Below are 22,212 nucleotides of genomic sequence, written 5' to 3'. Positions count from 1 at the left end.
TCCATGTCGCAATCTCCTTGTTTTCAGTTGCTGGAATCGGTGTAGGACGAAATAGTGCCAAATATTGTCACTAATTGTGATAGGGTCGAGATATGAACGTGAGACTCAGACATGACGCCATCGTGCGCAGCCTTCGCCGCAACGGCACATCCACTGTTGATGCACTGGCCGAAGAGGTTGGTGCCTCGCGCCGGACCGTCTTGCGCGATATCGGCGCACTGCGGGACGAAGGCTATGTGATCCACTCCGACGTCGGCCGCGGCGGCGGCCTCCAGCTTGACCCTCAATCGATGCAGACACGCGCCAAGTTGTCCGTGCCCGAAGTGTTCGCGCTGCTGATCAGCGTCGCGGCAATGCGAGCCGCTGGGAATCTACCCTTTTCCGAACTTGCCGACGCGGGGTTAGCCAAGATCGAAAAGGCCTTGCCGTCGGACAAGGTGAAAGACTTACGCGCGTTTTTGGAGTGCCTGCACATCGGCCAGCTGTCACCTTTGCAGGATTTGTCGGACATGGGGACAATGGACCCCGGCCTGCTTGGAGCCTTTGAGACGGCGTTTCTGGGCCGGCACTTGATCAGGTTCGACTATAGAGATGCAAAAGGACGCAAGACCGAGCGGCAGGTGGAACCACAAGCCATGCTGATCCTGCCACCCCTATGGTATCTCGTTGGCTGGGACCCTGCTCGCGACGATTTCCGGCATTTCCGCATGGACAGGACCAGCGACCCGGAAGCGGTTCCGACTACAAGCTTTCGCCGTCGGCATGTTCCGTTCGAAGATGATGTCTGTCCTTACGACGCACTGCAGCCGGAGCGTCGAAGCCGTCATTCGTGCTAAGTGCAGCATCCGAAACATTGGGTTCAAACCGGTCATACGCTGCGACCCGAATGATTGGCTTCAGTTCATAGGCTGTCAGGCACCTAAAATTACCGCAATGACACTGATGTCAGATGCGTTGCACAGAACGCTTACTCGGCCACCGGCACATACAGCGGCACGGTCGAGATCGACATTTTCGCGGACCCCTGGGTCAGCTCTGTCGCGTGGGCCACGTAGATCAGGGTGTTGTTCGCCTCGTCAAAGATGCGTTTGACGCGCAGTGATTTCAGCAACACGGACTGGCGTTCGCGGAACACGTTTTCGCCGTCGTCGCTGCGGTCGATGTCCCCGATCACGATGGGTCCGGTCTGGCGGCAGGCGATGGACGCGTTTGACGGGTCCTCGAACCAGTTTCCGTTGGACAGACGGTCGATGATCGACCGTTCGAAATAGGCCAGGTGGCAGGTGACGCCCTGCACCTCGGGGTCGGTCAGCGCCTCGATAATGATGTCGTTGCCGACCCAGTCGACGCCGACCTTGCCGACTTCTTCTGCATGGGCGGTTGCGGGCAGGGCGAGCAGGGCAGCGGTGAGAATATGTTTCATGAGGTGCGACATATGGTGCAGGGTGAAAAGGGCAAGGCGCTTGACCGGAGTGGGGGCGCTGGATTAGGAATTGAACAAGTGTTCAATAAAGGGGCAGGTCATGTTCAACGCGTCGATGACTTTTGATCTGGGCGAGGATGTGAACGCCCTGCGTGACATGGTGCACGACTGGGCGCAGACCCGTGTCAAACCGATGGCCGCCGACATTGACCGCGACAACGCTTTTCCATCCGCGCTGTGGCGCGAAATGGGTGATCTGGGCCTGTTGGGTGTCACGGTACCAGAGGAATACGGCGGGGCGGGCATGTCTTACCTCGCGCATACGGTCGCGATCGAGGAAATCGCGCGCGCCAGTGCCTCGGTCAGCCTGTCCTATGGTGCACATTCCAACCTGTGCGTGAACCAGATCAAGCTGAACGGGACCGACGCGCAGCGGGCGAAATACCTGCCCAAGCTGGTGAGTGGCGAACATGTGGGCGCACTGGCGATGAGCGAGGCGGGGTCGGGGTCGGACGTCGTGTCCATGACCCTGACGGCGGAAAAGCGGAACGATCATTACCGTCTGAACGGCACGAAATACTGGATCACCAACGGGCCGGATGCCGATACGCTGCTGGTCTATGCCAAGACGGACCGCGACGCGGGGTCCAGGGGGATCACCGCGTTCCTGATCGAAAAGGACATGACCGGTTTCAGCACTAGCGCGCATTTCGACAAGCTGGGGATGCGCGGATCGAACACGGCGGAACTGGTGTTCGACGATGTGCAGGTGCCGTTCGACAACGTGGTGGGCGAAGAAGGGCGCGGCGTGGCCGTGCTGATGTCCGGGCTGGATTACGAACGCGTTGTGCTGGCGGGGATCGGGCTGGGCATCATGGCCGCCTGTCTGGATGAAATCATGCCCTATCTCGCGCAGCGCAAGCAATTCGGACAGCCCATCGGGTCGTTCCAGCTGATGCAGGGCAAGATCGCGGATATGTACACGGCGATGAATTCGGCCCGCGCCTATGTCTACGAGGTTGCGCGCGCCTGTGATCGTGGCACCGTCACGCGGCAGGATGCAGCGGCCTGCTGTCTGTATGCGTCAGAACAAGCGATGGTGCAGGCGCATCAGGCGGTGCAGGCGATGGGTGGTGCGGGCTTCATGGCCGATGCGCCCGTGGCCCGTCTGTTCCGCGACGCCAAGCTGATGGAGATTGGTGCCGGCACATCCGAGATTCGCCGGATGCTGGTGGGGCGCGAATTGATGAAGGCGATGGTGTGAACAGGTTGCTGTTCCTGCCCATGGCGGCCTTGACGCTCGCGGTGGGATACGTCGGGTTCCAACTGGGCCAGCCGGTGACCGAGACGGATATCATCACGCGCTATGCTGCCCGCTATGTGTCAGAGGCGCCAGCGGGTGCGGCCATGACCGATTGTCTGGCGACGCCGGGTGTGGGTGATGTGCGTCTGACCGTCATTTGCGCCCACCCGGGTGGTGACAGCTTCGTCTATCCCGCAGGACCGCGCGGCGGACTGATCCGCGATACCGGAGGACCCGACACATGAAATTTGTCTTGATCTGTGCCCTGGCGCTGTCGGGGGCCACGGCTGCGACCGCACAGGATCTGGTCTATTCCAACGCGGCGACCGAGGCCTGTCTGGCGACCGTCACCGGGCTGGATCGTCTGGGGTGTGTCGGTGCCTCTGCCGGTGCCTGCATGGTCGACACGCCCGGCGGTGATACGACCGTGGGCATGGGCGGCTGCTTCGACCGGGAACGGCAATTCTGGGATGACGCCCTGAACGAGGCCTATGCCGCGCTGATGGTGATCTATACCGAAAGCGATGCATTCGCCGCATCCGAGGGGATGAACCTGCCCGTCCAATCCGATGCGCTGCGCGACATGCAACGCGCATGGATCGGCTACCGCGATGCGCGGTGCGATTTCGAAAGGGCGAAATGGGGCGGGGGGACCGGCGGTGGACCGGCCACGATCCAGTGCCTGATGGGTTTGACGGCAGAACAGACCTTTGTGCTGCGCGATGGGATGGACGGTTTACAGTGACACGACAGGCACATGAAGAGGCGCTGGCGCTGGTGAAACACGCGGCTGCTGCGGCGGCGGCAGGCGGCGGGGCGCGGTCGCGCGAACGTCATGTCAGCCGGGGCAAGATGCTGCCGCGCGACCGGGTCGCGGGACTGCTGGACCCGGGTGCGCCGTTTCTGGAAATCGGGGCGACAGCGGCGCACGGCATGTATGACGATGCGGCCCCCGGCGCGGGTGTCATCGCGGGCGTGGGGCGGGTGCATGGCCAGCAGGTGATGGTCGTCTGCAACGATGCCACGGTAAAGGGCGGCACCTATTTCCCGATCAGCGTGAAAAAGCATCTGCGCGCCCAGGAAATCGCGGCCGCCTGCCGTCTGCCATGCGTTTACCTTGTCGACAGTGGCGGGGCGAACCTGCCGCAACAGGACGAGGTGTTTCCCGATCGCGACCACTTTGGCCGTATTTTCTACAATCAGGCGAATATGTCGGCGGCGGGGATTCCGCAGATCGCTGTCGTGATGGGGTCCTGTACGGCGGGTGGGGCCTATGTGCCCGCGATGGCGGATGTGTCGATCATCGTGCGCGATCAGGGGACGATCTTTCTGGCTGGTCCGCCACTGGTCAAGGCCGCGACCGGCGAGGTCGTCAGCGCCGAGGATCTGGGCGGCGGCGACGTGCACACGCGCCTGTCCGGTGTGGCGGATTATCTGGCAGAGGACGATGCCCATGCGCTGGCCCTTGCGCGGCAGGCGGTGGCGTCCTGTGCGCTGGGTGATCACGGCACGGTTCAGAGGATCGCACCCCGTCCACCCGTCGAGGACCCGGCGACCCTGTTCGACGTGGTGCCTGCCGATCTGCGCACGCCCTATGACATTCGCGAGGTCATTCGCCGCATCGTGGACGGGTCGGATTTTGATGAGTTCAAGGCCCGGTTCGGGGACACGCTGGTCACGGGCTTTGCCCATATCGACGGCTGGCCCTGCGGGATTGTCGCCAACAACGGCGTGCTGTTTTCCGAGGCCGCGCAAAAGGGCGCGCATTTTGTCGAACTGTGCAGCCAGCGGAAAATTCCGCTGATTTTCCTGCAAAACATCACCGGGTTCATGGTGGGTCAGCAGTATGAAAACGAAGGGATCGCACGCCACGGGGCCAAGATGGTGACAGCTGTGGCGACGACCCGCGTGCCCAAGATCACGTTGGTTGTCGGTGGCAGCTACGGGGCGGGCAACTATGGCATGGCGGGGCGCGCCTATTCACCTGATTTCATGTGGACATGGCCTACGTCGCGCACCGCCGTCATGGGCGGCGAACAGGCGGCGGGCGTGCTGGCGACCGTAACCCGCGACGCCAAGGAACGCCGCGGAGAGGCGTGGTCCGCCGCCGAGGAGGCCGCATTCAAACAGCCGACGATCGATCAGTTCGCACGGCAGTCGCACCCGCTCTATGCCTCGGCCCGGCTGTGGGACGACGGTGTGATCGACCCGCGCGACAGTCGCGCCGTGCTGGCCCTGTCGCTGGCCGCAAGCTGCAACGCGCCCGTAGAGGAGACACGTTTCGGCGTGTTCAGGATGTAATCGCATGTTCACCCGTCTCCTGATCGCCAACCGGGGCGAAATTGCCTGCCGGATCATCCGAACTGCGCGTGCGCTGGGTGTTGAAACGGTGGCCGTCTATTCCGACGCCGACGCAGACGCGCTGCATGTGCGCATGGCCGATACCGCCGTGCGGCTGGGGCCTGCGCCCGTGGCCGACAGCTATCTGCGCGGTGATCTGATCATTGCGGCGGCACGGGACACGGGCGCGCAGGCGATCCATCCGGGCTATGGATTCCTGTCCGAAAACCCCGATTTCGTGGATGCAGTGGTGGATGCGGGGCTGGTGTTCATCGGTCCCAGTGCCGATGCGATCAGCAAGATGGGACTCAAGGACGCGGCCAAGACTTTGATGGCCGATGCCGGCGTGCCGGTCGTGCCGGGCTATCAGGGTGACAATCAGGATGCGGATCATCTGGCCGGGCAGGCGGCTGACATCGGCTATCCGGTGCTGATCAAGGCGGTCGCAGGCGGTGGCGGCAAGGGGATGCGACTGGTCGAAAGTCCGGGCGATTTCGCCGAGGCGCTGGCCAGCGCGCAGGCCGAGGCGCGCACGGCATTCGGCAACGCGCGGGTATTGATCGAGAAATACATCCAGCAGCCGCGCCATATCGAGGTGCAGATCTTTGGCGACGGCACCGATGCGGTGCATCTTTTTGAGCGCGACTGTTCGTTGCAACGCCGCCACCAGAAGGTCATCGAGGAGGCACCAGCGCCCGGCATGACCGCGCAGGTGCGCGCCGCGATGGGCGATGCGGCGGTGGCTGCGGCCCGCGCGATCGGCTACGCGGGTGCAGGCACCGTGGAATTCATCGTGGACGGGGCAGGCGGGCTGCGCCCCGACGGGTTCTGGTTCATGGAAATGAACACGCGCTTGCAGGTCGAACACCCCGTGACAGAGGCGATCACCGGCGTGGATTTGGTCGACTGGCAGTTGCGCGTGGCGGCAGGTGCGCCGCTGCCTTGTGTACAAGACGATCTGACCATTACCGGCCATGCGTTCGAGGCGCGATTATACGCAGAGGATGTGCCAGCGGGCTTCCTGCCTGCGACAGGCACGCTGGATCATTTGCAGTTCCCCGCTGATGCCCGGATCGACAGCGGGGTCGCGGCCGGATCAGAAATTTCGCCTTGGTATGATCCGATGATCGCCAAGGTGACCTGCCATGGCCCTGACCGGGCAACAGCATTGGGGCGGTTGTCGCGGGCGCTGGCCGACACGCAGGTCGCGGGCTGCGTGACAAACCTGGGGTTTTTGCAGCGGCTGGCGGCGCAGCCGGATTTCGTGGCAGGGCGTGTCGATACCGGGTTGATCGCGCGGCACGATGACCTGACGGCGGCGGTCGTGCCGACGGCGGCCCATACGGCGCTGGCTGCCGTTCATGCCGCGGGTCTGGATGCAGTGGTGCCACACGGCGGTTTCACGCTGTGGCAGCCCCTGCGCCATCTGGTGAACCTGCGACTGGCCGAGGCCGATCTGAAGGTTGCGCTGACCGTTCAGCGCGACGGGATCGCGGCAGAGGTTGCGGGCGAGACGGTGATGCTGCGCCGGGTCGCGGACGGTTGGACCTGTGACGGTATGCGCATGCCGCAGGTCGCGGTCCACGCGCGGCAGATCACTGTGTTCGGTCGTGATCCCGTGACCTTTGACCATCCCGATCCGCTGGCGCGCAGGGGTGCGGGCGCGGGCGGCGACGCCGTATTGGCGCCGATGCCGGGTCTGGTGCAATCGGTCGCCGTGGCGGTCGGTGACAGTGTTCAAGAGGGCGCGCGGATGGTCGTCCTCGAGGCGATGAAGATGGAACACGTGTTGCGCGCGCCGCGTGACGGGATCGTCGCCAGCGTCACCGCAGCCCCCGGCGATCAGGTCAAGGCAAAGGCCACTCTGATCACGCTGGAACCGTCATGATCCGTCTGCACCATAGCCCCGGCACGCGCTCGGTCCGGACCCTGTGGCTGCTGGAAGAGCTGGGCGTGGATTACACGCTGGTGAACTACGCGCTGGACAAGAGCCTGCGCGAACCGGGCTACCTGTCGCTGAATCCCGCAGGCCGTGTGCCTGCGCTGGAAATCGACGGTGTTGCCCTGTTCGAGAGCGGGGCCATCGCCGAGGTATTGTGCGAACGGTTTTCGCCCGACAGCTTGGGCAGGCCTGCAGGCCACGCGCAGCGGGCGCAATGGCTGCAATGGGTGCATTACGCCGAAACGATCAGCCAGCACTGCGCAAATCTGACCCAGCAGCACCTGATGCTGCGCGAGGACCACATGCGCAGCCCGATCATCATGCAGCTGGAATCAAAGCGTCTGGCCAAGACCATCGGCGTGCTGGAGGACGTTCTGGCGCAGGGGGACTACATGCTGGGCACGTTTTCCGCCGCCGATATCGGCGTGGCACAGGCCGTGGGCATGGGGCAGAAATTCGTGCGGCTTGATCCGTTTCCCCATGTTGCAGACTGGATCGACCGATTGTCGCAGCGGCCCGCATGGGGCGTGGCGATGAAGGACGCCGATCTATTTTATCCGCAGGATTTCTATGACCCCTGGCCATTGCCGGACAGCTAGGTCGTGCGACGGTCTGCATGGAATTTGCGCGGCGGGTGCAGTTGACCCTGTCCCGGCAGCGGACTAAACCCTTGCCAACCAACCGGGCCAGTGGCCCGCAAGCCAAAGGGGCGTTCCGCAATGGAATTTCTGCTGTCCGAATATTTGCCGATCATGATCTTTCTGGGTCTTGCCATTGCATTGGGGCTGATCCTGATACTGGCAGCTGCCGTTGTTGCCGTGCGCAACCCGGACCCGGAAAAGGTGTCGGCCTATGAATGCGGCTTCAATGCCTTTGACGACGCACGGATGAAATTCGATGTGCGTTTCTACCTCGTGTCGATTTTGTTCATCATTTTCGACCTTGAGGTGGCGTTCCTGTTTCCTTGGGCGGTGGCGTTTCAGGATATCTCGATGACGGCGTTCTGGTCGATGATGGTGTTCCTCGCGGTGCTGACCGCAGGTTTTGCCTACGAATGGAAAAAGGGCGCGCTGGACTGGGAGTGATCCCGGCCCATGCGGCTGGTGCGGGACAGGGTGTCGCCTTGACCTCTGACAGCGCCGGTCATAGGTCCAAGGATGACGGGCGAGGGTGCCCAGCACGATCTTACTGGCAGGAGTGAGCGACCATGGGTATCGCGACAGGTGTTAACGATGCGGGTTTCGACCGCGAGGTCGGCACACAGGCCCTGAACAAGGAATTGACCGACAAGGGGTTTCTCGTGACCTCGACGGCGGACATGATCAACTGGGCGCGCACCGGATCGCTGCACTGGATGACATTCGGTCTGGCCTGTTGCGCGGTCGAGATGATGCACACCTCGATGCCGCGCTATGATCTGGAACGGTTCGGCACAGCGCCGCGGGCGTCCCCGCGTCAGTCCGACCTGATGATTGTGGCCGGAACCCTGACCAACAAGATGGCCCCCGCGCTGCGCAAGGTCTATGACCAGATGCCGGAACCCCGCTATGTGATCTCGATGGGGTCCTGTGCGAATGGCGGCGGCTATTATCACTACAGCTATTCCGTCGTGCGCGGATGCGACCGCATCGTGCCGGTCGACATCTATGTACCCGGATGCCCGCCAACGGCCGAGGCGCTGCTGTACGGTATCCTGCAATTGCAGCGCAAGATCCGCCGCACCGGAACAATCGTTCGCTGATGCTGCGTGCGGCCATACTGTCCGCGACCACCGTGTCGCTGGTCCCGGTGGCAGTGCAGGCCGGTGCCGCGCATGATGCCCGGCGGGCCTGTCTGGCAGCACAGGTGCCGTTGCAGAATGCGGCGCTGGTGCAGACCGAAGCGGGAACGCATCGTATCGCGGTTACCGTCAGGAACGATCTGGACTGGCCCATCAACGGCATCCGCATCGCATGGGATTTCAGTGTCGCTGGCGAAATCGTCCTGAGCGATGATATCGGATCGTACATCCCCGATACGATTGCCCCCGGCGAAAGCCGCGATTTCAGTTTCTACGCCCCCACGCCGCCGGTATCTGCAGACCGTGGCACATTGGCCGCTGTCACGATCGACGTGGCGGACACGCAGGGCAATCAATACGTCAACGACGTCCGTGTCATGGGCGGCGGCTGGACAAACCTCACATCCGCGATGGAGTGCAACCTATCATGAGCCAGACACCTGCAAACGCGCAGACCCAAGCCCTGAGCGAACTGGGCCAGCACCTGGAACTGAAACGCAATGACTGTGTGCTGTCCTGGGACGTGGCCTTTGGTGAACTGACGATCAAGGTCGCGGTGGCGAACATCGTGGGCTTTGTCGAGTTTCTGAAGAACGATCCGGCGTGCAAGTTTTCGACACTGGTCGATATCACCGCCGTCGACCACCCCGAGCGGCCCAAGCGGTTCGAAGTCGTCTATCATTTTCTGTCCATGTATCAGAACCAGCGTATCCGGTTGAAGGTCGACATCCGCGAAGAGGACATGGTGCCGTCGATCATTTCCGTGCACCCCAGTGCCAACTGGTTCGAGCGCGAAGTGTTCGACATGTTCGGCATCCTGTTTTCGGGCCATCCCGATCTGCGGCGCCTGCTGACCGACTACGGTTTCCGCGGCCACCCGCTGCGCAAGGATTTCCCGACCACCGGCTACACCGAGGTGCGTTATGACGAAAAGCAAAAGCGCGTCGTGTATGAACCCGTGAGCCTCGTGCAGGAATACCGCCAGTTTGATTTCATGTCCCCCTGGGAGGGGGCGGAATATATCATGCCCGGCGACGAAAAGGCCAAGGAGGCCGCGAAATGATGGACGGTGATATTCGTGTAAACACCTACGACGACGGGTCCACGGACGCGCGCACGGGTGAACAGCAAATCCGCAATTTCAACATCAACTTTGGTCCGCAGCACCCTGCGGCCCACGGCGTGTTGCGTCTGGTGCTGGAACTGGACGGCGAAATCGTCGAACGCTGCGATCCGCATATCGGTCTGCTGCACCGTGGCACCGAAAAGCTGATGGAAAGCCGGACCTACCTGCAGAACCTGCCGTATTTCGACCGGCTGGATTACGTCAGTCCGATGAACCAGGAACACGCCTGGTGTCTGGCCATCGAACGGCTGACCAAGACCGAGGTGCCGCGCCGGGCACAGCTGATCCGTGTCCTGTTTTCCGAGATTGGCCGCATCCTGTCGCACCTGCTGAACGTGACCACACAGGCGATGGACGTCGGCGCGCTGACGCCGCCGCTGTGGGGATTCGAGGAACGCGAAAAACTGATGGTGTTCTACGAACGCGCCTGCGGTGCGCGTCTGCACGCCAATTATTTCCGCCCCGGCGGCGTGCATCAGGACCTGCCCGACCAGCTGGTCGAGGATATCGACACCTGGTGTCAGGACTTCCCGCGCGTGCTGGCCGACATCGACGGATTGCTGACCGAAAACCGGATTTTCAAGCAGCGTAATGCCGACATCGGCATCGTGACCGAAGAGGAAATCCAGGAGTGGGGATTCTCTGGCGTGATGGCGCGGGGATCCGGCCTTGCGTGGGATTTGCGGCGTGCGCAACCCTATGAATGCTATGACGAATTTGAATTCCAGATCCCTGTCGGCAAGAACGGCGATTGCTACGATCGCTACCTCTGCCGGATGGAAGAGATGCGCCAGTCGATCCACATCATGCGTCAGGCCTGCGAAAAGCTGCGCGTGGAAAAGGGTGACGTGATGGCCCGCGGTAAAATGACCCCGCCGACACGTAGTCAGATGAAAACCGACATGGAAAGCCTGATCCACCACTTCAAACTTTACACCGAAGGGTTCCACGTGCCCGCAGGTGAGGTTTACGCCGCGGTCGAGGCCCCCAAGGGCGAATTCGGCGTGTATCTGGTGGCTGACGGCACCAACAAGCCCTATCGCGCAAAACTGCGCGCGCCGGGTTACCTGCACCTGCAAGCGATGGATCATGTCGCCAAAGGGCACCAACTGGCGGACGTCGCCGCGATTATCGGCACGATGGACGTCGTTTTCGGAGAAATTGACAGATGATCCGCTTTGTTATCGCAGCGACCGCATTGGCCGGTATGGCCGCCTGTTCACCTGGCATCCCGCGTTTGGGCAACAACATGCCGGCTGATCCGATGGACCGCGTGGCCCCGCCACCCACGATCCAGCAGCCCGCGTTGCTGACCGCAAAGGAACGTCTGGTGCAGGGCATCGAGGCCAATGGCTGCGAGCTGACCACTGCCAACGCCGGTGCCGTTCTGAATGACGCCACGATCAGCCAGGCAGAGCTGGGATCGCTTATTCCGCAACTCGAAAGCGAGGGCCGGGTCGAGGTCTCTGGCGACAGTTCCATCCGTGTGGTAAGCGACCGCTGCATTTGATCCGACCTCTGACGATCTGCCTGAAAAAGACCTGAAAGACCCTGACCATGCTGCGACGCCTGTATCACGACCAGCCTGAAACCTTTGCCTTTACCGACGCCAACAAGGCTTGGGCCGAAGGTCAGATGACCAAGTTTCCCGAAGGGCGGCAGGCGAGCGCGGTGATTCCGCTGCTGTGGCGCGCGCAGGAACAAGAAGGCTGGCTGACACGACCCGCCATCGAGTACGTGGCCAAATTTCTGGGCATGGAATATATCCGTGTCCTCGAGGTGGCGACGTTCTACTTTATGTTCCAGCTGCAACCCGTTGGTTCCGTGGCGCATATTCAGGTTTGCGGCACGCTGTCGTGCATGATCTGCAACGCCGAGGACCTGATCAGCGTCTGCAAGGACAAGATCGCCCCCAAGCCGCATCAACTGTCCGCTGACGGCAAGTTTTCGTGGGAAGAGGTCGAATGCCTGGGGTCCTGCGCCAACGCGCCGATGGCCCAGATCGGCAAGGACTATTACGAGGATCTGACCGCCGAAAAGCTGTCTGACCTGATTGACCGCATGGCCGCGGGCGAGGTGCCGGTGCCCGGCCCGCAGAATGGGCGTTTCGCGTCCGAACCGTTGTCCGGCCTGACCAGCCTCAAGGATCATGACAGCGGCAAGGCACAGTACAACGCCAGTGCGCAACTGGCCGTTGATATCGGTGACACGCTGAAACGCATCGACGGCACCGAAGTGCCGCTGTTGACGCCCTGGAACACCGCAAAGGCCGCAGACAAGAACACCAGGGCCGCTGCACGTGATGACCTGATGTCGCCCGAGGGGCCTGATGGCAAACAGGGTGGTCGGGTCAGCGGTGATGCACCCGCGCCGCGCAATGTGGGTGCTGCCTCTGACGGCACAGCCGAGGCCCCGGGCGAGTCGCCAGCCGATGCAACCGCGGCCAAACCGGCCGAAGGCAGCGTCGCCCCCAAGGTAAAGACCGATACCAAGGCTGCGTCCAAGCGTGCGTCCACCACCGATGCAAAAGGTGCCTCTGCAACCTTGAAAGGTGCGGCAGGCAAGGATGGGTCGGACACGCCCGCACCCGGACCCCGCAAGGCCGGTGCAGGGGCCGTGACGGGTGCCGCTGCATCATCTGCTGATAGGACGGATGGAACGGGTGTTCCCGGTGCGGCGACGGCCAAACCGGCGACAGCCGCTGATAACCCGCTGGAAGGCGTGGTCGAGGAAAAACCCGTGACCCTGGACGCGCCGCGCGATGGCGGTCCTGATGATCTGAAACGGATCAAGGGTGTCGGGCCCAAGATCGAAGGCATTCTGCACGAATTGGGTTTTTACCATTTCGACCAGATTGCGGCCTGGACGACCGCCGAAATGGCCTGGGTCGATACGCGGCTCAAGTTCAAGGGCCGCATTCTGCGCGACGATTGGGTCGGTCAAGCCAAGGTCCTTGGGGCCGAGTAAACCCTGCGGTTCGCAAAAATTCTATGTCTCACGTAAAAGTTGCTTTAAGACGGCCCTAGGGCCGTCTTTTTGCGCTGCGCGTTGACGGCATTTGAAAATACCGGACCTTGTGGGTTCGTGTGACTTGCAGGGGGAATTGCAAATGAAAACAACTGCACCAAAGGAATTGGGCATCCTGGTCGTGGCCGGGGTGTTTGGTCTGATCGCAGGTGGCGTCGCGCTGGCTGTTTTTAGCACGGGATTTATCGCGGCATTGTTCATCGCCGGACTGGTGGCGGTGATCGTGGCCGTGGTGCTGTGGTTGGGATGGCGTGAACCTGCGGGTCGCAACACCCAGCCCGGCCTCACATCCAAGGGCGAACCGATCGGCGCAGACGCAGCAGCGCGTGCCGCAGGTGCCGCAGCACATGGCGTTGGCCATGCGCCTGCAACCACGGCGACCTCTCCCGTGGTCGCGGCGGGTGCAACTGCCGCGACACCCGAAACCGCCGGCAAATCCAGCACTGCAGAGACCAAGGCCGTCAGTGCAACACCGGCCAACGAAAGCGCCGCTGCATCAGCCCCGAAGGCCGGAACATCGGTTGCAGGCGACCCGAATGCGCGGACAGTGCATGCAGGGGCTGGCGCCGCTGGCGGTATCGCAAGCGAAGTGTCCGGCGACGCAGGCGCATCGGTCGTCGAGGCCAAGCCCGCCGCTGCCGCACCCGTCAAGGCAAAGCCCGGCAAGCCCGGCACCGCATCGGTCGAGGCAGCGCCGTCTGATGCCGACAAGCCCAAGCTGCTGGATCAGGCGCGTGAAGGTGGCCCCGATAACCTGAAGGAAATCAAAGGCGTCGGCCCCAAGATGGAAACCATGCTGCACGGTATGGGCATCTATCACTTCGATCAGGTAGCGTCCTGGACGGACAAGGAACTGGCCTGGGTCGACAGCAACCTCGAAGGGTTCAAGGGCCGCGCGAGCCGGGACAACTGGGTGTCCCAGGCAAAGATCCTGGCCGCCGGTGGCGATACGGAATTTTCCAAGAAGGTCGACAAGGGCGGCGTCTACTAAACCATGTCGAATCACACAGACGATACAACGCGACAGGGGCGGATCGCCGCCCTTGTCATCGCTGGCGCGGGTTTGCTGGCGATCCTCGCGCCGTGGTTGGTGGCCGTGACGGGGCTGGCACCGCGGTTTGAAATCCTGTTCTACCTCATCTCCCTGGCTGCGTTCATTTGGTCACTGGTTGTCACCGTCAGAATCTGGCAAAAGACGCGGTAACGGGCGCAACACGCCAACCAGAACTTGAGGACCCGCACCATGTTGCAAGATCAGGACCGCATTTTCACGAACCTTTACGGGATGCATGACCGCTCGCTCAAGGGCGCGCAGGCGCGTGGCCATTGGGACGGAACCAAGGATATCATCGCCAAGGGCAAGGACTGGATCGTCGACGAGATGAAGGCATCCGGTCTGCGTGGTCGTGGCGGTGCGGGTTTCCCGACGGGCCTGAAATGGTCCTTCATGCCCAAGGAATCGGATGGTCGTCCCAGCTATCTGGTTGTGAACGCTGACGAATCGGAACCCGGCACCTGCAAGGACCGCGAAATCATGCGCCACGATCCGCATACGCTGATCGAAGGCTGCCTGATTGCCAGTTTCGCGATGCAGGCCCATGCTTGCTACATCTACATTCGCGGCGAATACATCCGCGAAAAAGAGGCGCTGCAAAACGCCATCGACGAAGCCTATGACGCGGGTCTGGTCGGACCGAACGCCTGTGGTTCCGGCTGGGATTTCGACATCTATCTGGCGCACGGTGCCGGTGCCTATATCTGCGGCGAGGAAACCGCGCTGCTGGAATCGCTCGAAGGCAAAAAGGGTATGCCCCGGATGAAGCCGCCCTTCCCGGCGGGCGCGGGTCTGTATGGCTGCCCGACCACGGTGAACAATGTCGAATCAATCGCTGTAGTGCCGACGATCCTGCGCCGTGGCGGTGCATGGTTCGCAGGCATGGGCCGACCGAACAACGCGGGCACCAAGCTGTTTGCGATTTCCGGTCACGTCAACAACCCCTGCGTCGTCGAAGAAGAGATGTCGATCCCGTTTCAGGAACTGATCGACAAGCACTGCGGCGGCATCCGTGGCGGGTGGAAAAACCTCAAGGCGGTGATCCCGGGCGGATCATCCGTGCCGTGTCTGACGGCGGAACAGATGGACGGCGCAATCATGGATTTCGACTGGCTGCGCGAACAGCGGTCCGGTCTGGGCACGGCGGCGGTCATCGTGATGGACCAGAGTACCGACATGATCAAAGCGATCTGGCGGCTGTCCAAGTTCTACAAGCACGAGAGCTGCGGCCAGTGCACGCCCTGTCGCGAAGGCACTGGCTGGATGATGCGCGTCATGGAACGTCTGGTCAAAGGCGAAGCGGCCGTCGAGGAAATCGATATGCTGCTGGACGTGACCAAACAGGTCGAAGGCCACACGATCTGCGCACTGGGCGACGCGGCGGCTTGGCCGATCCAGGGTCTGATCCGCAACTTCCGCGGAGAGATCGAGGACCGGATCAAGCACAAGCGCCCCATCGCGGCGGAATAAGGTCAAAGGATCACATCTGACGCTAAAAAAACACCGCTGCGGCGGTGTTTTTGTTTGTGGATGTTGCGTCACAGGCGCGTGAACGCCTAGCCTGACCCTACGTCGCCGTGAGGGGTTGTGATGGATTTTTTCGATTTCAGCAATTTGGCAGCCGAGGGCACGCCACGTTTGCGCCGGATAACGGCAGCGATCGGTGTCATTCCGGGTGCGGGGATGGGATATCTCTTCGCGGACGTGCAGAACGGGTCCGGTATTTTGTATACCCTGGCAGGGGCTGTGTTGGGTGCTGGGCTGGGCTGGCTCTTTGCTGCATTCGTCGTCTTGGCCGTCCTTGCACTTTCTGCCGCATGCGTCGTCATGGCTTATGTGTGGATCACAGCGGGACCATGATGCATCTTGCCGAACTCAACATCGGTCGCCTGATTGCGCCGACCGACGATCCGCGCGTGGCGGAATTCATGGACAACCTCGATCGGATCAACGGACTGGGCAAACGGATGCCGGGTTTTGTCTGGATGATGGAAGGGTCGGGCGAGCCGGGCACGGGCAACACGGAGGCCAAGATCGACGGCGACCCGCAGTTCGTGGCCAACCTGACGGTCTGGGCCGATTTCCCCAGCCTGCGCACTTACGTCTTTGATACGTTGCACGCGCGGTTCATGAACCGGCGCGCGGAATGGTTCAAACGGATGACCGACCAACATTTCGTGATGTGGCCTGTGCCCGTCGGTCATAAACCCACGCTGTCAGAGGCGCTTGCGCGGCTCGAAGACTTCAAACGTGACGGTGATACGCCAGCGGCCTTTGGCTGGACTTGGGCGCGGGCCAATCTGGGCGAGACATCGCCTGACGGTGCCCCTGATATTGCATAGCCGCCACTGCGGACCGATATCCTGATCAACAAAACAAAGGATTATCGAGATGCGCAACCTGATGATTGCCGCGATTGCCGCCACCGGGCTGACCGGTCCTGCAACCGCACAGGGGTTGGCCGACGAGGCAGAAATTACCAATGGCCTGCTGGTCGTAGGCATGGCCTATGAAATCAGCCGCCAGTGCGACGACATCGACGCGCGGACCTTTCAGGGAATCCGCACGTTGCTGAACCTCAAATCGCGGGCGCGCGATCTGGGCTATTCCAGTGATGAGGTGGACGCCTACATCGACGACGACGCACAAAAGGACCGCTTGGAAGCGATTGCGCGTCGCCAGCTTGTGCAACTGGGGGCCGTGACCGGCGATCCTGCAAGCTATTGCGCCGTGGGACAGGATCAGATTGCCAAGGGCAGCGGGGTCGGCAGGCTGCTGCGCTAGGTCGCGGTATCGCCTGCGAAAAAGTCGTCCGCGCGTCTGGCATCAGCCTGTCAGGCGCGTTAGAACCCCGGATAACGCACTTTGGTGCACTAGCTGTCCGGAGCCTCTCATGTCCGACCTCAAGAAAATCAACATCGACGGTCAAGAGATCGAAGTCGATGGTGCCATGACCCTCATTCAGGCCTGTGAACTGGCAGGGGTCGAAATCCCCCGGTTCTGCTACCACGAGCGTCTGTCGATCGCGGGCAACTGCCGGATGTGTCTGGTCGAGGTCGTGGGCGGCCCGCCCAAACCGACCGCGTCCTGTGCGATGCAGGTCCGCGACCTGCGCCCCGGCAAGGACGGCGAACCGCCCGTCGTGAAAACCAACAGCCCCATGGTGAAAAAGGCCCGCGAGGGCGTCATGGAATTTCTGCTGATTAACCACCCGCTGGATTGCCCGATCTGCGATCAGGGTGGCGAGTGTGATCTGCAGGATCAGGCGATGGCCTATGGCGTCGATTTCAGCCGTTTCCGCGAACCGAAGCGCGCGACCGAGGATCTGGATCTGGGACCGCTGGTCGAAACGCATATGACGCGCTGCATTTCCTGCACGCGCTGCGTGCGTTTCACGACCGAGGTCGCGGGCATTCACCAGATGGGCCAGACGGGCCGGGGCGAGGATGCGGAAATCACGTCCTATCTGGGCGAAACCCTGAATTCCAACATGCAGGGCAACATCATCGACCTGTGCCCCGTTGGTGCGCTGGTCAGCAAACCCTACAGCTTTACCGCGCGTCCGTGGGAGCTGACGAAAACCGAATCCATCGACGTGATGGACGCGATGGGGTCCAGTATCCGCGTCGATACCAAGGGTCGTGAAGTGATGCGCATTCTGCCGCGCAACCACGACGACGTGAACGAGGAATGGATCAACGACAAGACGCGCTTTGTCTTTGACGGCCTGCGCCGCCAGCGTCTGGACACGCCCTACATCCGCGAGAACGGCAAGCTGCGCAAGGCCGAGTGGCCCGAGGCACTGGCCGCCGCGGCAACCGCCATGCGCGGCAAGAAGGTCGCCGGTCTGATCGGTGATCTTGCCTCTGTTGAAGGTGCCTATGCGCTGAAACAGCTGGTCGAAGGTCTGGGCGGTGTCGTGGAATCGCGTGTTGACGGTGCTGCACTGCCTGCCGGCAATCGCGGGGCCTATGTTGGCAGCGCGACCATTGCGGACATTGATACGGCCGAAAATATCTTCTTGATCGGCACCAACCCCCGTGTCGAGGCCGCTGGCCTGAACAGCCGCATTCGCCGCGCCTGGTCGCGCGGTGCAACCGTGGGTCGGATCGGCACACCGGTTGATCTGACATACGACGTCGTCGAGCTGGGCACTGATCGTGCCGCGCTGGAAAAGATCGCGGCGATGGATCACAGCGACAAGGCCGACAAGGCCGGTGTCATGATCATCGGGCAGGGTGCCTTGACGGGTGATGACGGTGCCGCGGTTCTGGCACTGGCCCTGAAAACGGCGCAGGCGGCCAAGTCCAAGGTCATGATCCTGCACACGGCCGCCGGTCGCGTCGGCGCGATGGATGTGGGTGCCGTGACCGAAGGCGGGCTGTCCGCTGCATTGGACGGGGCAGAGGTGATCTATAACCTTGGCGCGGATGAGGTCGAAATCCCCGGCGGTGCCTTTGTCATTTATCAGGGCAGCCACGGTGACCGTGGGGCGCACCGCGCCGACGTGATCCTGCCCGCCGCCGCCTATACCGAAGAAAACGGCCTGTTCGTCAACACCGAAGGTCGCCCGCAGCTGGCGATGCGCGCTGCATTCCCTCCGGGGCAGGCCAAGGAAAACTGGGCGATCCTGCGGGCATTGTCCGCCGAACTGGACGCCACGCTGCCATTCGATTCGCTGGCCCAGCTGCGCCGGGCACTGGTCGCGGCGCATCCGCATCTGGGTCGCATCGACGAAGTGGCCGAAAATGCGATGGTGCTGCCGGAGACAGGCACGTTGGGGCAGGGTGATTTCGCCTATGCCGTGCAGGACTTCTACCTGACGAACCCGATCGCGCGGGCCTCTGGCCTGATGGCGGAACTGTCGGCCAACGCCAAGATGCGTCTCACGGACAAGATCGCGGCGGAGTAAGACCGATGCGCCGTGCTGCCGTGCTGATCCTGGGTCTGGCCGCATGCGCGCCAATGGCCTCGAATGCTGTGCGCCCCGACTATATGGGCGTGCAGACCGATCTGCTGGACGGCGATCTGGTGAACTTCCGTGTCGCGCTGCGTGGCACCGACGATCCGGCATTGGTCGAAAATTATGCAGAATGCGCCGCGGCACAGTATGCGCTGATCCGGGGGCAGGCTTTCACCCGATTGGTGCGGGTGAATACGTCCAAAGAGGGTGGCACTTGGCGGTCAGATGCTGTTTACACCATCTCGCCGGACCTGCCGCGCGGCCGCGCGTCGATTGACGCCGTGGTCAAGGTTGCAGATTGCGGCGCATCGGGTATTCCGACCGTCTGACGCTTGAGGAAACGGATATGATCAACTTCTTCACCACGACCAACACGGGCCAGGTCCTGTTGATCCTTGGCCAGTGTTTGCTGGTGCTGATTCCCTTGCTGCTGGCATTGGCGATGCTGATGTATGCCGACCGCAAGGTCTGGGCCGCCGTGCAGATGCGCCGCGGTCCCAACGTGGTCGGCCCCTGGGGCGTGCTGCAATCCTTTGCGGATTTCCTTAAATATATCGTCAAGGAAATCGTGGTGCCCGCCGGCGCGGACAAACCCGTCTATTTCATCGCGCCGATGATCACATTCGTCATGCCCGTCATCGCTTGGTCGGTCATTCCGTTCAACGATGGTTGGGTGCTGTCCGACATCAACGTGGCCATCCTGTTCGTGTTTGCCGTCTCCTCGCTCGAGGTCTACGGCGTCATCATGGGGGGCTGGGCGTCCAACTCCAAATATCCGTTTCTGGGATCGCTGCGGTCGGCGGCACAGATGATTTCCTACGAGGTGTCGCTGGGCCTGATCATCATCGGCATCATCATCTCGACGGGTTCGATGAACTTTGGTGCCATCGTCGAGGCGCAGCGCGGTGCGGGCATCTTTAGCTGGTACTGGGTCGCGCATTTCCCGATGATGTTCCTGTTCTTTATTTCGGCGCTGGCCGAAACCAACCGTCCGCCGTTCGACCTGCCAGAGGCGGAATCGGAACTGGTCGCAGGGTATCAGGTCGAATATTCATCCACGCCATTCCTGCTGTTCATGATCGGCGAATTGATGGCCGTCGTGCTGATGTGTGCGCTGGTGTCGCTGCTGTTCCTGGGTGGCTGGCTGTCGCCCATTCCCGGCCTGCCGGACGGCGTGCTGTGGATGGTGCTGAAAATGGTGCTGTGCTTCTTCATGTTCGCCATGGTGAAGGCCATCACCCCCCGCTACCGCTATGACCAGCTGATGCGGATCGGTTGGAAGGTGTTCCTGCCGATGTCGCTGGCTTGGGTCGTGATCGTAGCGTTCCTTGCGAAATTTGAAGTGTTTGGGGGCATGTGGGCCCGCTACACGATCGGAGGCTGATATGGACTATACCCGCGCCGCCAAATATTTTCTGCTGCAGGACTTCTGGAAGGGGTTCGGTCTGGGGATGAAGTATTTCTTTGCCCCCAAGGCGACCGTGAACTACCCCCATGAAAAGGGTCCGCTGTCGCCGCGTTTTCGGGGTGAACATGCGTTGCGTCGTTATCCCAATGGCGAGGAACGCTGCATCGCGTGCAAGCTGTGCGAGGCCGTGTGCCCCGCACAGGCGATCACGATTGACGCCGCACCACGCACCGATGACGGCAGCCGCCGCACGACGCGCTATGACATCGACATGACGAAATGCATCTACTGCGGCCTGTGCCAAGAGGCCTGCCCGGTGGACGCCATCGTCGAGGGGCCAAATTTCGAATTCAGCACCGAAACCCGCGAAGAGCTGTATTACGACAAGGAAAAACTGCTGGCGAACGGCGACCGCTGGGAAGCCGAGATTGCACGCAACCTTGAAATGGATGCGCCCTACCGATGAGCGACGAAAACCCCTTTGCCAAGATGATGCAGCAGGGTCAGGACTGGGCGCGCCAGTTCAACCCTGACATGTCGTCATTCGTGCCCAAGGGATTTGCCGATCTGTTTCCGACCATGTCAGCCGACATGATGGAGACTTTCTTTGGTAAGGGGTTGAACCCGGACGGGCTAGACGCCAAGACGCGGCTGCTGCTCACGCTTACGGGCTTGACCATCACCGGTGCTGCAGCCGAGGACCAGATCCGCATCACGGTGCGCCATCTGATCGCGGCCGGTGCCACACGCCAGGAAATCGCCGAGGCGATTGCGCAGGCAGGACTGTTCGGCGGTGTGCCGGCAATGACAACGGCGATGACCCTCGCCACCGAGGAACTGAGCAAGGACGACGACGCATGACGGTCATGGCCTTTACGTTTTATATGTTCGCGATCACCACGTTGCTGGGTGGTCTGATGACCGTGTTGTCACGCAACCCGGTCCATTCGGTCTTGTGGCTGATCCTGGCGTTCTTGTCGTCGGCGGGTCTTTTCGTGGTGCTGGGCGCGGAATTCGTCGCGATGCTGCTGATCATCGTCTACGTGGGCGCGGTCGCGGTGCTGTTCCTGTTCGTCGTGATGATGCTGGATGTGGATTTCGCCGTACTCAAGGCTGAAATGTCGAAATACCTGCCGATCGGTCTGCTGATCGGCATCGTGATCCTGATGCAGCTCGCCGTTGCCTTTGGCGTCTGGGAATTCTCGAACGAGGTTGAAACCCGGTTGGCGGCCCCCGCTGATATCGGTGAAAACACTGCCCTGATCGGCCTGCTGCTGTATGACCGTTACATTCTGCTGTTCCAGCTGGCGGGTCTGATCCTGCTGGTCGCAATGGTGGGTGCAATCGTGCTGACACTGCGCCACCGCGTGGACATCAAGCGTCAGAACGTCTTGGCCCAGATGCACCGCGATCCGGCCAAGGCGATGGAACTGAAGGACGTGAAACCGGGGCAGGGCCTGTAGGGCGCGCCACCACTAGACCACCGGGGCCCGGCCCCGACCCAAAGACTTAGCGGGGCGCCACCCCGGAGGGACGTATATGATCGGACTTGAACATTATTTGACGGTCGCCGCGGCGCTGTTCGTGATCGGGATCTTTGGCCTGTTCCTGAACCGCAAGAACGTGATCATCCTGCTGATGAGCATCGAATTGATGCTGCTGGCGGTGAACATCAACTTTGTCGCGTTTTCCAGTTTCCTCAACGACATGGTCGGGCAGGTTTTCACCCTGTTCGTGCTGACCGTCGCCGCCGCCGAGGCCGCGATCGGCCTTGCGATCCTTGTCTGCTTCTTCCGCAACCGCGGGACCATCGACGTTGAAGACGTCAACGTGATGAAGGGCTGAA

At 61.8% G+C, this 22,212-nt stretch carries 28 protein-coding genes; 27 read left to right on the top strand and 1 reads right to left on the bottom strand.

Features of this window, described 5'->3' with window-relative positions; genetic code table 11:
• The first annotated feature begins 92 nt into the window (after nt 1-92).
• Complete coding sequence (locus tag LGQ03_RS02865) at nt 93-836, top strand: helix-turn-helix transcriptional regulator (RefSeq protein WP_226747153.1); 744 nt, start codon at nt 93-95, stop codon at nt 834-836.
• 131 nt (nt 837-967) lie between these two features.
• Here the strand turns inward: LGQ03_RS02865 and LGQ03_RS02860 are convergent, their stop codons facing one another.
• Nucleotides 968-1,423 (bottom strand): CreA family protein, encoded by a 456-nt coding sequence (locus LGQ03_RS02860; RefSeq protein ID WP_090159573.1) that lies wholly within the window; start codon nt 1,421-1,423, stop codon nt 968-970.
• Between the two features lie 100 nt (nt 1,424-1,523).
• On the opposite strand from LGQ03_RS02860, the gene LGQ03_RS02855 reads away from it, so the two are divergent.
• The 26 genes from LGQ03_RS02855 to nuoK all read left to right on the top strand — a co-directional run bounded on the left by LGQ03_RS02855 (nt 1,524) and on the right by nuoK (nt 22,211).
• A complete protein-coding gene (locus LGQ03_RS02855; protein WP_226747152.1) occupies nt 1,524-2,687 on the top strand; it encodes an isovaleryl-CoA dehydrogenase in 1,164 nt (387 codons plus the stop codon).
• The gene (locus tag LGQ03_RS02850) at nt 2,684-2,971 is read left to right on the top strand and encodes a hypothetical protein (protein ID WP_226747151.1); all 288 of its coding nucleotides are present in this window, start codon (nt 2,684-2,686) and stop codon (nt 2,969-2,971) included. Before LGQ03_RS02855 ends, LGQ03_RS02850 begins: the two co-directional genes overlap by 4 nt.
• The gene (locus LGQ03_RS02845) at nt 2,968-3,471 is read left to right on the top strand and encodes a lysozyme inhibitor LprI family protein (RefSeq protein ID WP_090159570.1); all 504 of its coding nucleotides are present in this window, start codon (nt 2,968-2,970) and stop codon (nt 3,469-3,471) included. Before LGQ03_RS02850 ends, LGQ03_RS02845 begins: the two co-directional genes overlap by 4 nt.
• Nucleotides 3,468-5,027, top strand: a complete 1,560-nt coding sequence (locus LGQ03_RS02840; protein WP_319004442.1) for a carboxyl transferase domain-containing protein — start codon at nt 3,468-3,470, stop codon at nt 5,025-5,027. Before LGQ03_RS02845 ends, LGQ03_RS02840 begins: the two co-directional genes overlap by 4 nt.
• 4 nt (nt 5,028-5,031) lie before the next feature.
• Nucleotides 5,032-6,954: an acetyl-CoA carboxylase biotin carboxylase subunit gene (locus tag LGQ03_RS02835; protein WP_226747150.1), complete on the top strand. Its 1,923-nt coding sequence runs from the start codon at nt 5,032-5,034 to the stop codon at nt 6,952-6,954.
• A complete protein-coding gene (locus LGQ03_RS02830) occupies nt 6,951-7,607 on the top strand; it encodes a glutathione S-transferase family protein (protein ID WP_226747149.1) in 657 nt (218 codons plus the stop codon). The genes LGQ03_RS02835 and LGQ03_RS02830 overlap by 4 nt, the downstream gene beginning before the upstream one ends.
• A gap of 120 nt (nt 7,608-7,727) precedes the next feature.
• The gene (locus tag LGQ03_RS02825) at nt 7,728-8,093 is read left to right on the top strand and encodes an NADH-quinone oxidoreductase subunit A (protein WP_090159566.1); all 366 of its coding nucleotides are present in this window, start codon (nt 7,728-7,730) and stop codon (nt 8,091-8,093) included.
• 122 nt (nt 8,094-8,215) lie between these two features.
• The gene (locus LGQ03_RS02820; RefSeq protein ID WP_056034579.1) at nt 8,216-8,749 is read left to right on the top strand and encodes a NuoB/complex I 20 kDa subunit family protein; all 534 of its coding nucleotides are present in this window, start codon (nt 8,216-8,218) and stop codon (nt 8,747-8,749) included.
• Nucleotides 8,749-9,219 (top strand): hypothetical protein, encoded by a 471-nt coding sequence (locus tag LGQ03_RS02815; protein WP_226747148.1) that lies wholly within the window; start codon nt 8,749-8,751, stop codon nt 9,217-9,219. Before LGQ03_RS02820 ends, LGQ03_RS02815 begins: the two co-directional genes overlap by 1 nt.
• Nucleotides 9,216-9,851: an NADH-quinone oxidoreductase subunit C gene (locus tag LGQ03_RS02810; RefSeq protein WP_090159564.1), complete on the top strand. Its 636-nt coding sequence runs from the start codon at nt 9,216-9,218 to the stop codon at nt 9,849-9,851. The genes LGQ03_RS02815 and LGQ03_RS02810 overlap by 4 nt, the downstream gene beginning before the upstream one ends.
• On the top strand, nt 9,848-11,086 hold the full coding sequence (locus LGQ03_RS02805; protein WP_090159563.1) for an NADH-quinone oxidoreductase subunit D: 1,239 nt from the start codon (nt 9,848-9,850) through the stop codon (nt 11,084-11,086). Before LGQ03_RS02810 ends, LGQ03_RS02805 begins: the two co-directional genes overlap by 4 nt.
• Nucleotides 11,083-11,424 (top strand): hypothetical protein, encoded by a 342-nt coding sequence (locus LGQ03_RS02800; RefSeq protein WP_226747147.1) that lies wholly within the window; start codon nt 11,083-11,085, stop codon nt 11,422-11,424. Before LGQ03_RS02805 ends, LGQ03_RS02800 begins: the two co-directional genes overlap by 4 nt.
• Nucleotides 11,425-11,471: 47 nt before the next feature.
• Nucleotides 11,472-12,881: an NADH-quinone oxidoreductase subunit NuoE gene (gene nuoE, locus LGQ03_RS02795; RefSeq protein ID WP_226747146.1), complete on the top strand. Its 1,410-nt coding sequence runs from the start codon at nt 11,472-11,474 to the stop codon at nt 12,879-12,881.
• A gap of 142 nt (nt 12,882-13,023) precedes the next feature.
• Complete coding sequence (locus LGQ03_RS02790; RefSeq protein WP_226747145.1) at nt 13,024-13,932, top strand: hypothetical protein; 909 nt, start codon at nt 13,024-13,026, stop codon at nt 13,930-13,932.
• Between the two features lie 3 nt (nt 13,933-13,935).
• Nucleotides 13,936-14,145, top strand: a complete 210-nt coding sequence (locus LGQ03_RS02785; RefSeq protein WP_056034556.1) for a DUF5337 domain-containing protein — start codon at nt 13,936-13,938, stop codon at nt 14,143-14,145.
• A gap of 39 nt (nt 14,146-14,184) precedes the next feature.
• Nucleotides 14,185-15,465 (top strand): NADH-quinone oxidoreductase subunit NuoF, encoded by a 1,281-nt coding sequence (nuoF, locus tag LGQ03_RS02780; protein ID WP_090159560.1) that lies wholly within the window; start codon nt 14,185-14,187, stop codon nt 15,463-15,465.
• Nucleotides 15,466-15,585: 120 nt separating this feature from the next.
• Entirely contained in the window at nt 15,586-15,855 is a 270-nt protein-coding gene (locus tag LGQ03_RS02775; protein ID WP_226747144.1) for a hypothetical protein, read from the top strand.
• Nucleotides 15,855-16,337, top strand: coding sequence for a DUF3291 domain-containing protein (locus LGQ03_RS02770; RefSeq protein WP_226747269.1), 483 nt, complete (start codon nt 15,855-15,857; stop codon nt 16,335-16,337). Before LGQ03_RS02775 ends, LGQ03_RS02770 begins: the two co-directional genes overlap by 1 nt.
• A 49-nt stretch (nt 16,338-16,386) precedes the next feature.
• Entirely contained in the window at nt 16,387-16,779 is a 393-nt protein-coding gene (locus LGQ03_RS02765; protein WP_090159558.1) for a DUF5333 domain-containing protein, read from the top strand.
• Between the two features lie 109 nt (nt 16,780-16,888).
• A complete protein-coding gene (gene nuoG, locus LGQ03_RS02760) occupies nt 16,889-18,907 on the top strand; it encodes an NADH-quinone oxidoreductase subunit NuoG (protein WP_226747143.1) in 2,019 nt (672 codons plus the stop codon).
• 5 nt (nt 18,908-18,912) lie between these two features.
• Entirely contained in the window at nt 18,913-19,287 is a 375-nt protein-coding gene (locus tag LGQ03_RS02755) for a hypothetical protein (protein ID WP_090159556.1), read from the top strand.
• Between the two features lie 17 nt (nt 19,288-19,304).
• Nucleotides 19,305-20,342 carry an NADH-quinone oxidoreductase subunit NuoH gene (gene nuoH, locus LGQ03_RS02750; RefSeq protein ID WP_056035024.1) on the top strand — a complete coding sequence of 346 codons (1,038 nt, stop codon included), beginning with the start codon at nt 19,305-19,307 and terminating at the stop codon, nt 20,340-20,342.
• Between the two features lies 1 nt (nt 20,343).
• Nucleotides 20,344-20,832 carry an NADH-quinone oxidoreductase subunit NuoI gene (nuoI, locus tag LGQ03_RS02745; protein ID WP_090159555.1) on the top strand — a complete coding sequence of 163 codons (489 nt, stop codon included), beginning with the start codon at nt 20,344-20,346 and terminating at the stop codon, nt 20,830-20,832.
• A complete protein-coding gene (locus LGQ03_RS02740; protein WP_056034537.1) occupies nt 20,829-21,227 on the top strand; it encodes a carboxymuconolactone decarboxylase family protein in 399 nt (132 codons plus the stop codon). Before nuoI ends, LGQ03_RS02740 begins: the two co-directional genes overlap by 4 nt.
• Nucleotides 21,224-21,829: an NADH-quinone oxidoreductase subunit J gene (locus LGQ03_RS02735; protein ID WP_090159553.1), complete on the top strand. Its 606-nt coding sequence runs from the start codon at nt 21,224-21,226 to the stop codon at nt 21,827-21,829. Before LGQ03_RS02740 ends, LGQ03_RS02735 begins: the two co-directional genes overlap by 4 nt.
• A 76-nt stretch (nt 21,830-21,905) precedes the next feature.
• Nucleotides 21,906-22,211 (top strand): NADH-quinone oxidoreductase subunit NuoK, encoded by a 306-nt coding sequence (nuoK, locus tag LGQ03_RS02730; RefSeq protein ID WP_056034531.1) that lies wholly within the window; start codon nt 21,906-21,908, stop codon nt 22,209-22,211.
• Nucleotide 22,212: the final 1 nt, after the last annotated feature.

The sequence above is a fragment of the Loktanella gaetbuli genome, assembly GCF_020531945.1.
GTDB classification, from domain to species: domain Bacteria; phylum Pseudomonadota; class Alphaproteobacteria; order Rhodobacterales; family Rhodobacteraceae; genus Loktanella; species Loktanella gaetbuli.
This window is presented reverse-complemented; position numbering and strand designations above follow the sequence as displayed.

What these genes read in the sequence shown, in the direction of transcription:
- LGQ03_RS02835 (WP_226747150.1), top strand. Translation starts at nt 5,032, where the DNA reads ATGTTCACCCGTCTCCTGATCGCCAACCGGGGCGAAATTGCCTGCCGG.
- LGQ03_RS02790 (WP_226747145.1), top strand. Translation starts at nt 13,024, where the DNA reads ATGAAAACAACTGCACCAAAGGAATTGGGCATCCTGGTCGTGGCCGGG.
- LGQ03_RS02860 (WP_090159573.1), bottom strand. Translation starts at nt 1,423, where the DNA reads ATGAAACATATTCTCACCGCTGCCCTGCTCGCCCTGCCCGCAACCGCC.
- LGQ03_RS02865 (WP_226747153.1), top strand. Translation starts at nt 93, where the DNA reads ATGAACGTGAGACTCAGACATGACGCCATCGTGCGCAGCCTTCGCCGC.
- LGQ03_RS02735 (WP_090159553.1), top strand. Translation starts at nt 21,224, where the DNA reads ATGACGGTCATGGCCTTTACGTTTTATATGTTCGCGATCACCACGTTG.
- nuoE (WP_226747146.1), top strand. Translation starts at nt 11,472, where the DNA reads ATGCTGCGACGCCTGTATCACGACCAGCCTGAAACCTTTGCCTTTACC.
- LGQ03_RS02740 (WP_056034537.1), top strand. Translation starts at nt 20,829, where the DNA reads ATGAGCGACGAAAACCCCTTTGCCAAGATGATGCAGCAGGGTCAGGAC.
- LGQ03_RS02755 (WP_090159556.1), top strand. Translation starts at nt 18,913, where the DNA reads ATGCGCCGTGCTGCCGTGCTGATCCTGGGTCTGGCCGCATGCGCGCCA.
- LGQ03_RS02815 (WP_226747148.1), top strand. Translation starts at nt 8,749, where the DNA reads ATGCTGCGTGCGGCCATACTGTCCGCGACCACCGTGTCGCTGGTCCCG.
- LGQ03_RS02855 (WP_226747152.1), top strand. Translation starts at nt 1,524, where the DNA reads ATGTTCAACGCGTCGATGACTTTTGATCTGGGCGAGGATGTGAACGCC.
- nuoF (WP_090159560.1), top strand. Translation starts at nt 14,185, where the DNA reads ATGTTGCAAGATCAGGACCGCATTTTCACGAACCTTTACGGGATGCAT.
- LGQ03_RS02775 (WP_226747144.1), top strand. Translation starts at nt 15,586, where the DNA reads ATGGATTTTTTCGATTTCAGCAATTTGGCAGCCGAGGGCACGCCACGT.
- nuoK (WP_056034531.1), top strand. Translation starts at nt 21,906, where the DNA reads ATGATCGGACTTGAACATTATTTGACGGTCGCCGCGGCGCTGTTCGTG.
- nuoG (WP_226747143.1), top strand. Translation starts at nt 16,889, where the DNA reads ATGTCCGACCTCAAGAAAATCAACATCGACGGTCAAGAGATCGAAGTC.
- LGQ03_RS02845 (WP_090159570.1), top strand. Translation starts at nt 2,968, where the DNA reads ATGAAATTTGTCTTGATCTGTGCCCTGGCGCTGTCGGGGGCCACGGCT.
- LGQ03_RS02800 (WP_226747147.1), top strand. Translation starts at nt 11,083, where the DNA reads ATGATCCGCTTTGTTATCGCAGCGACCGCATTGGCCGGTATGGCCGCC.
- LGQ03_RS02805 (WP_090159563.1), top strand. Translation starts at nt 9,848, where the DNA reads ATGATGGACGGTGATATTCGTGTAAACACCTACGACGACGGGTCCACG.
- LGQ03_RS02765 (WP_090159558.1), top strand. Translation starts at nt 16,387, where the DNA reads ATGCGCAACCTGATGATTGCCGCGATTGCCGCCACCGGGCTGACCGGT.
- LGQ03_RS02830 (WP_226747149.1), top strand. Translation starts at nt 6,951, where the DNA reads ATGATCCGTCTGCACCATAGCCCCGGCACGCGCTCGGTCCGGACCCTG.
- nuoH (WP_056035024.1), top strand. Translation starts at nt 19,305, where the DNA reads ATGATCAACTTCTTCACCACGACCAACACGGGCCAGGTCCTGTTGATC.
- LGQ03_RS02770 (WP_226747269.1), top strand. Translation starts at nt 15,855, where the DNA reads ATGCATCTTGCCGAACTCAACATCGGTCGCCTGATTGCGCCGACCGAC.
- LGQ03_RS02785 (WP_056034556.1), top strand. Translation starts at nt 13,936, where the DNA reads ATGTCGAATCACACAGACGATACAACGCGACAGGGGCGGATCGCCGCC.
- nuoI (WP_090159555.1), top strand. Translation starts at nt 20,344, where the DNA reads ATGGACTATACCCGCGCCGCCAAATATTTTCTGCTGCAGGACTTCTGG.
- LGQ03_RS02820 (WP_056034579.1), top strand. Translation starts at nt 8,216, where the DNA reads ATGGGTATCGCGACAGGTGTTAACGATGCGGGTTTCGACCGCGAGGTC.
- LGQ03_RS02825 (WP_090159566.1), top strand. Translation starts at nt 7,728, where the DNA reads ATGGAATTTCTGCTGTCCGAATATTTGCCGATCATGATCTTTCTGGGT.
- LGQ03_RS02810 (WP_090159564.1), top strand. Translation starts at nt 9,216, where the DNA reads ATGAGCCAGACACCTGCAAACGCGCAGACCCAAGCCCTGAGCGAACTG.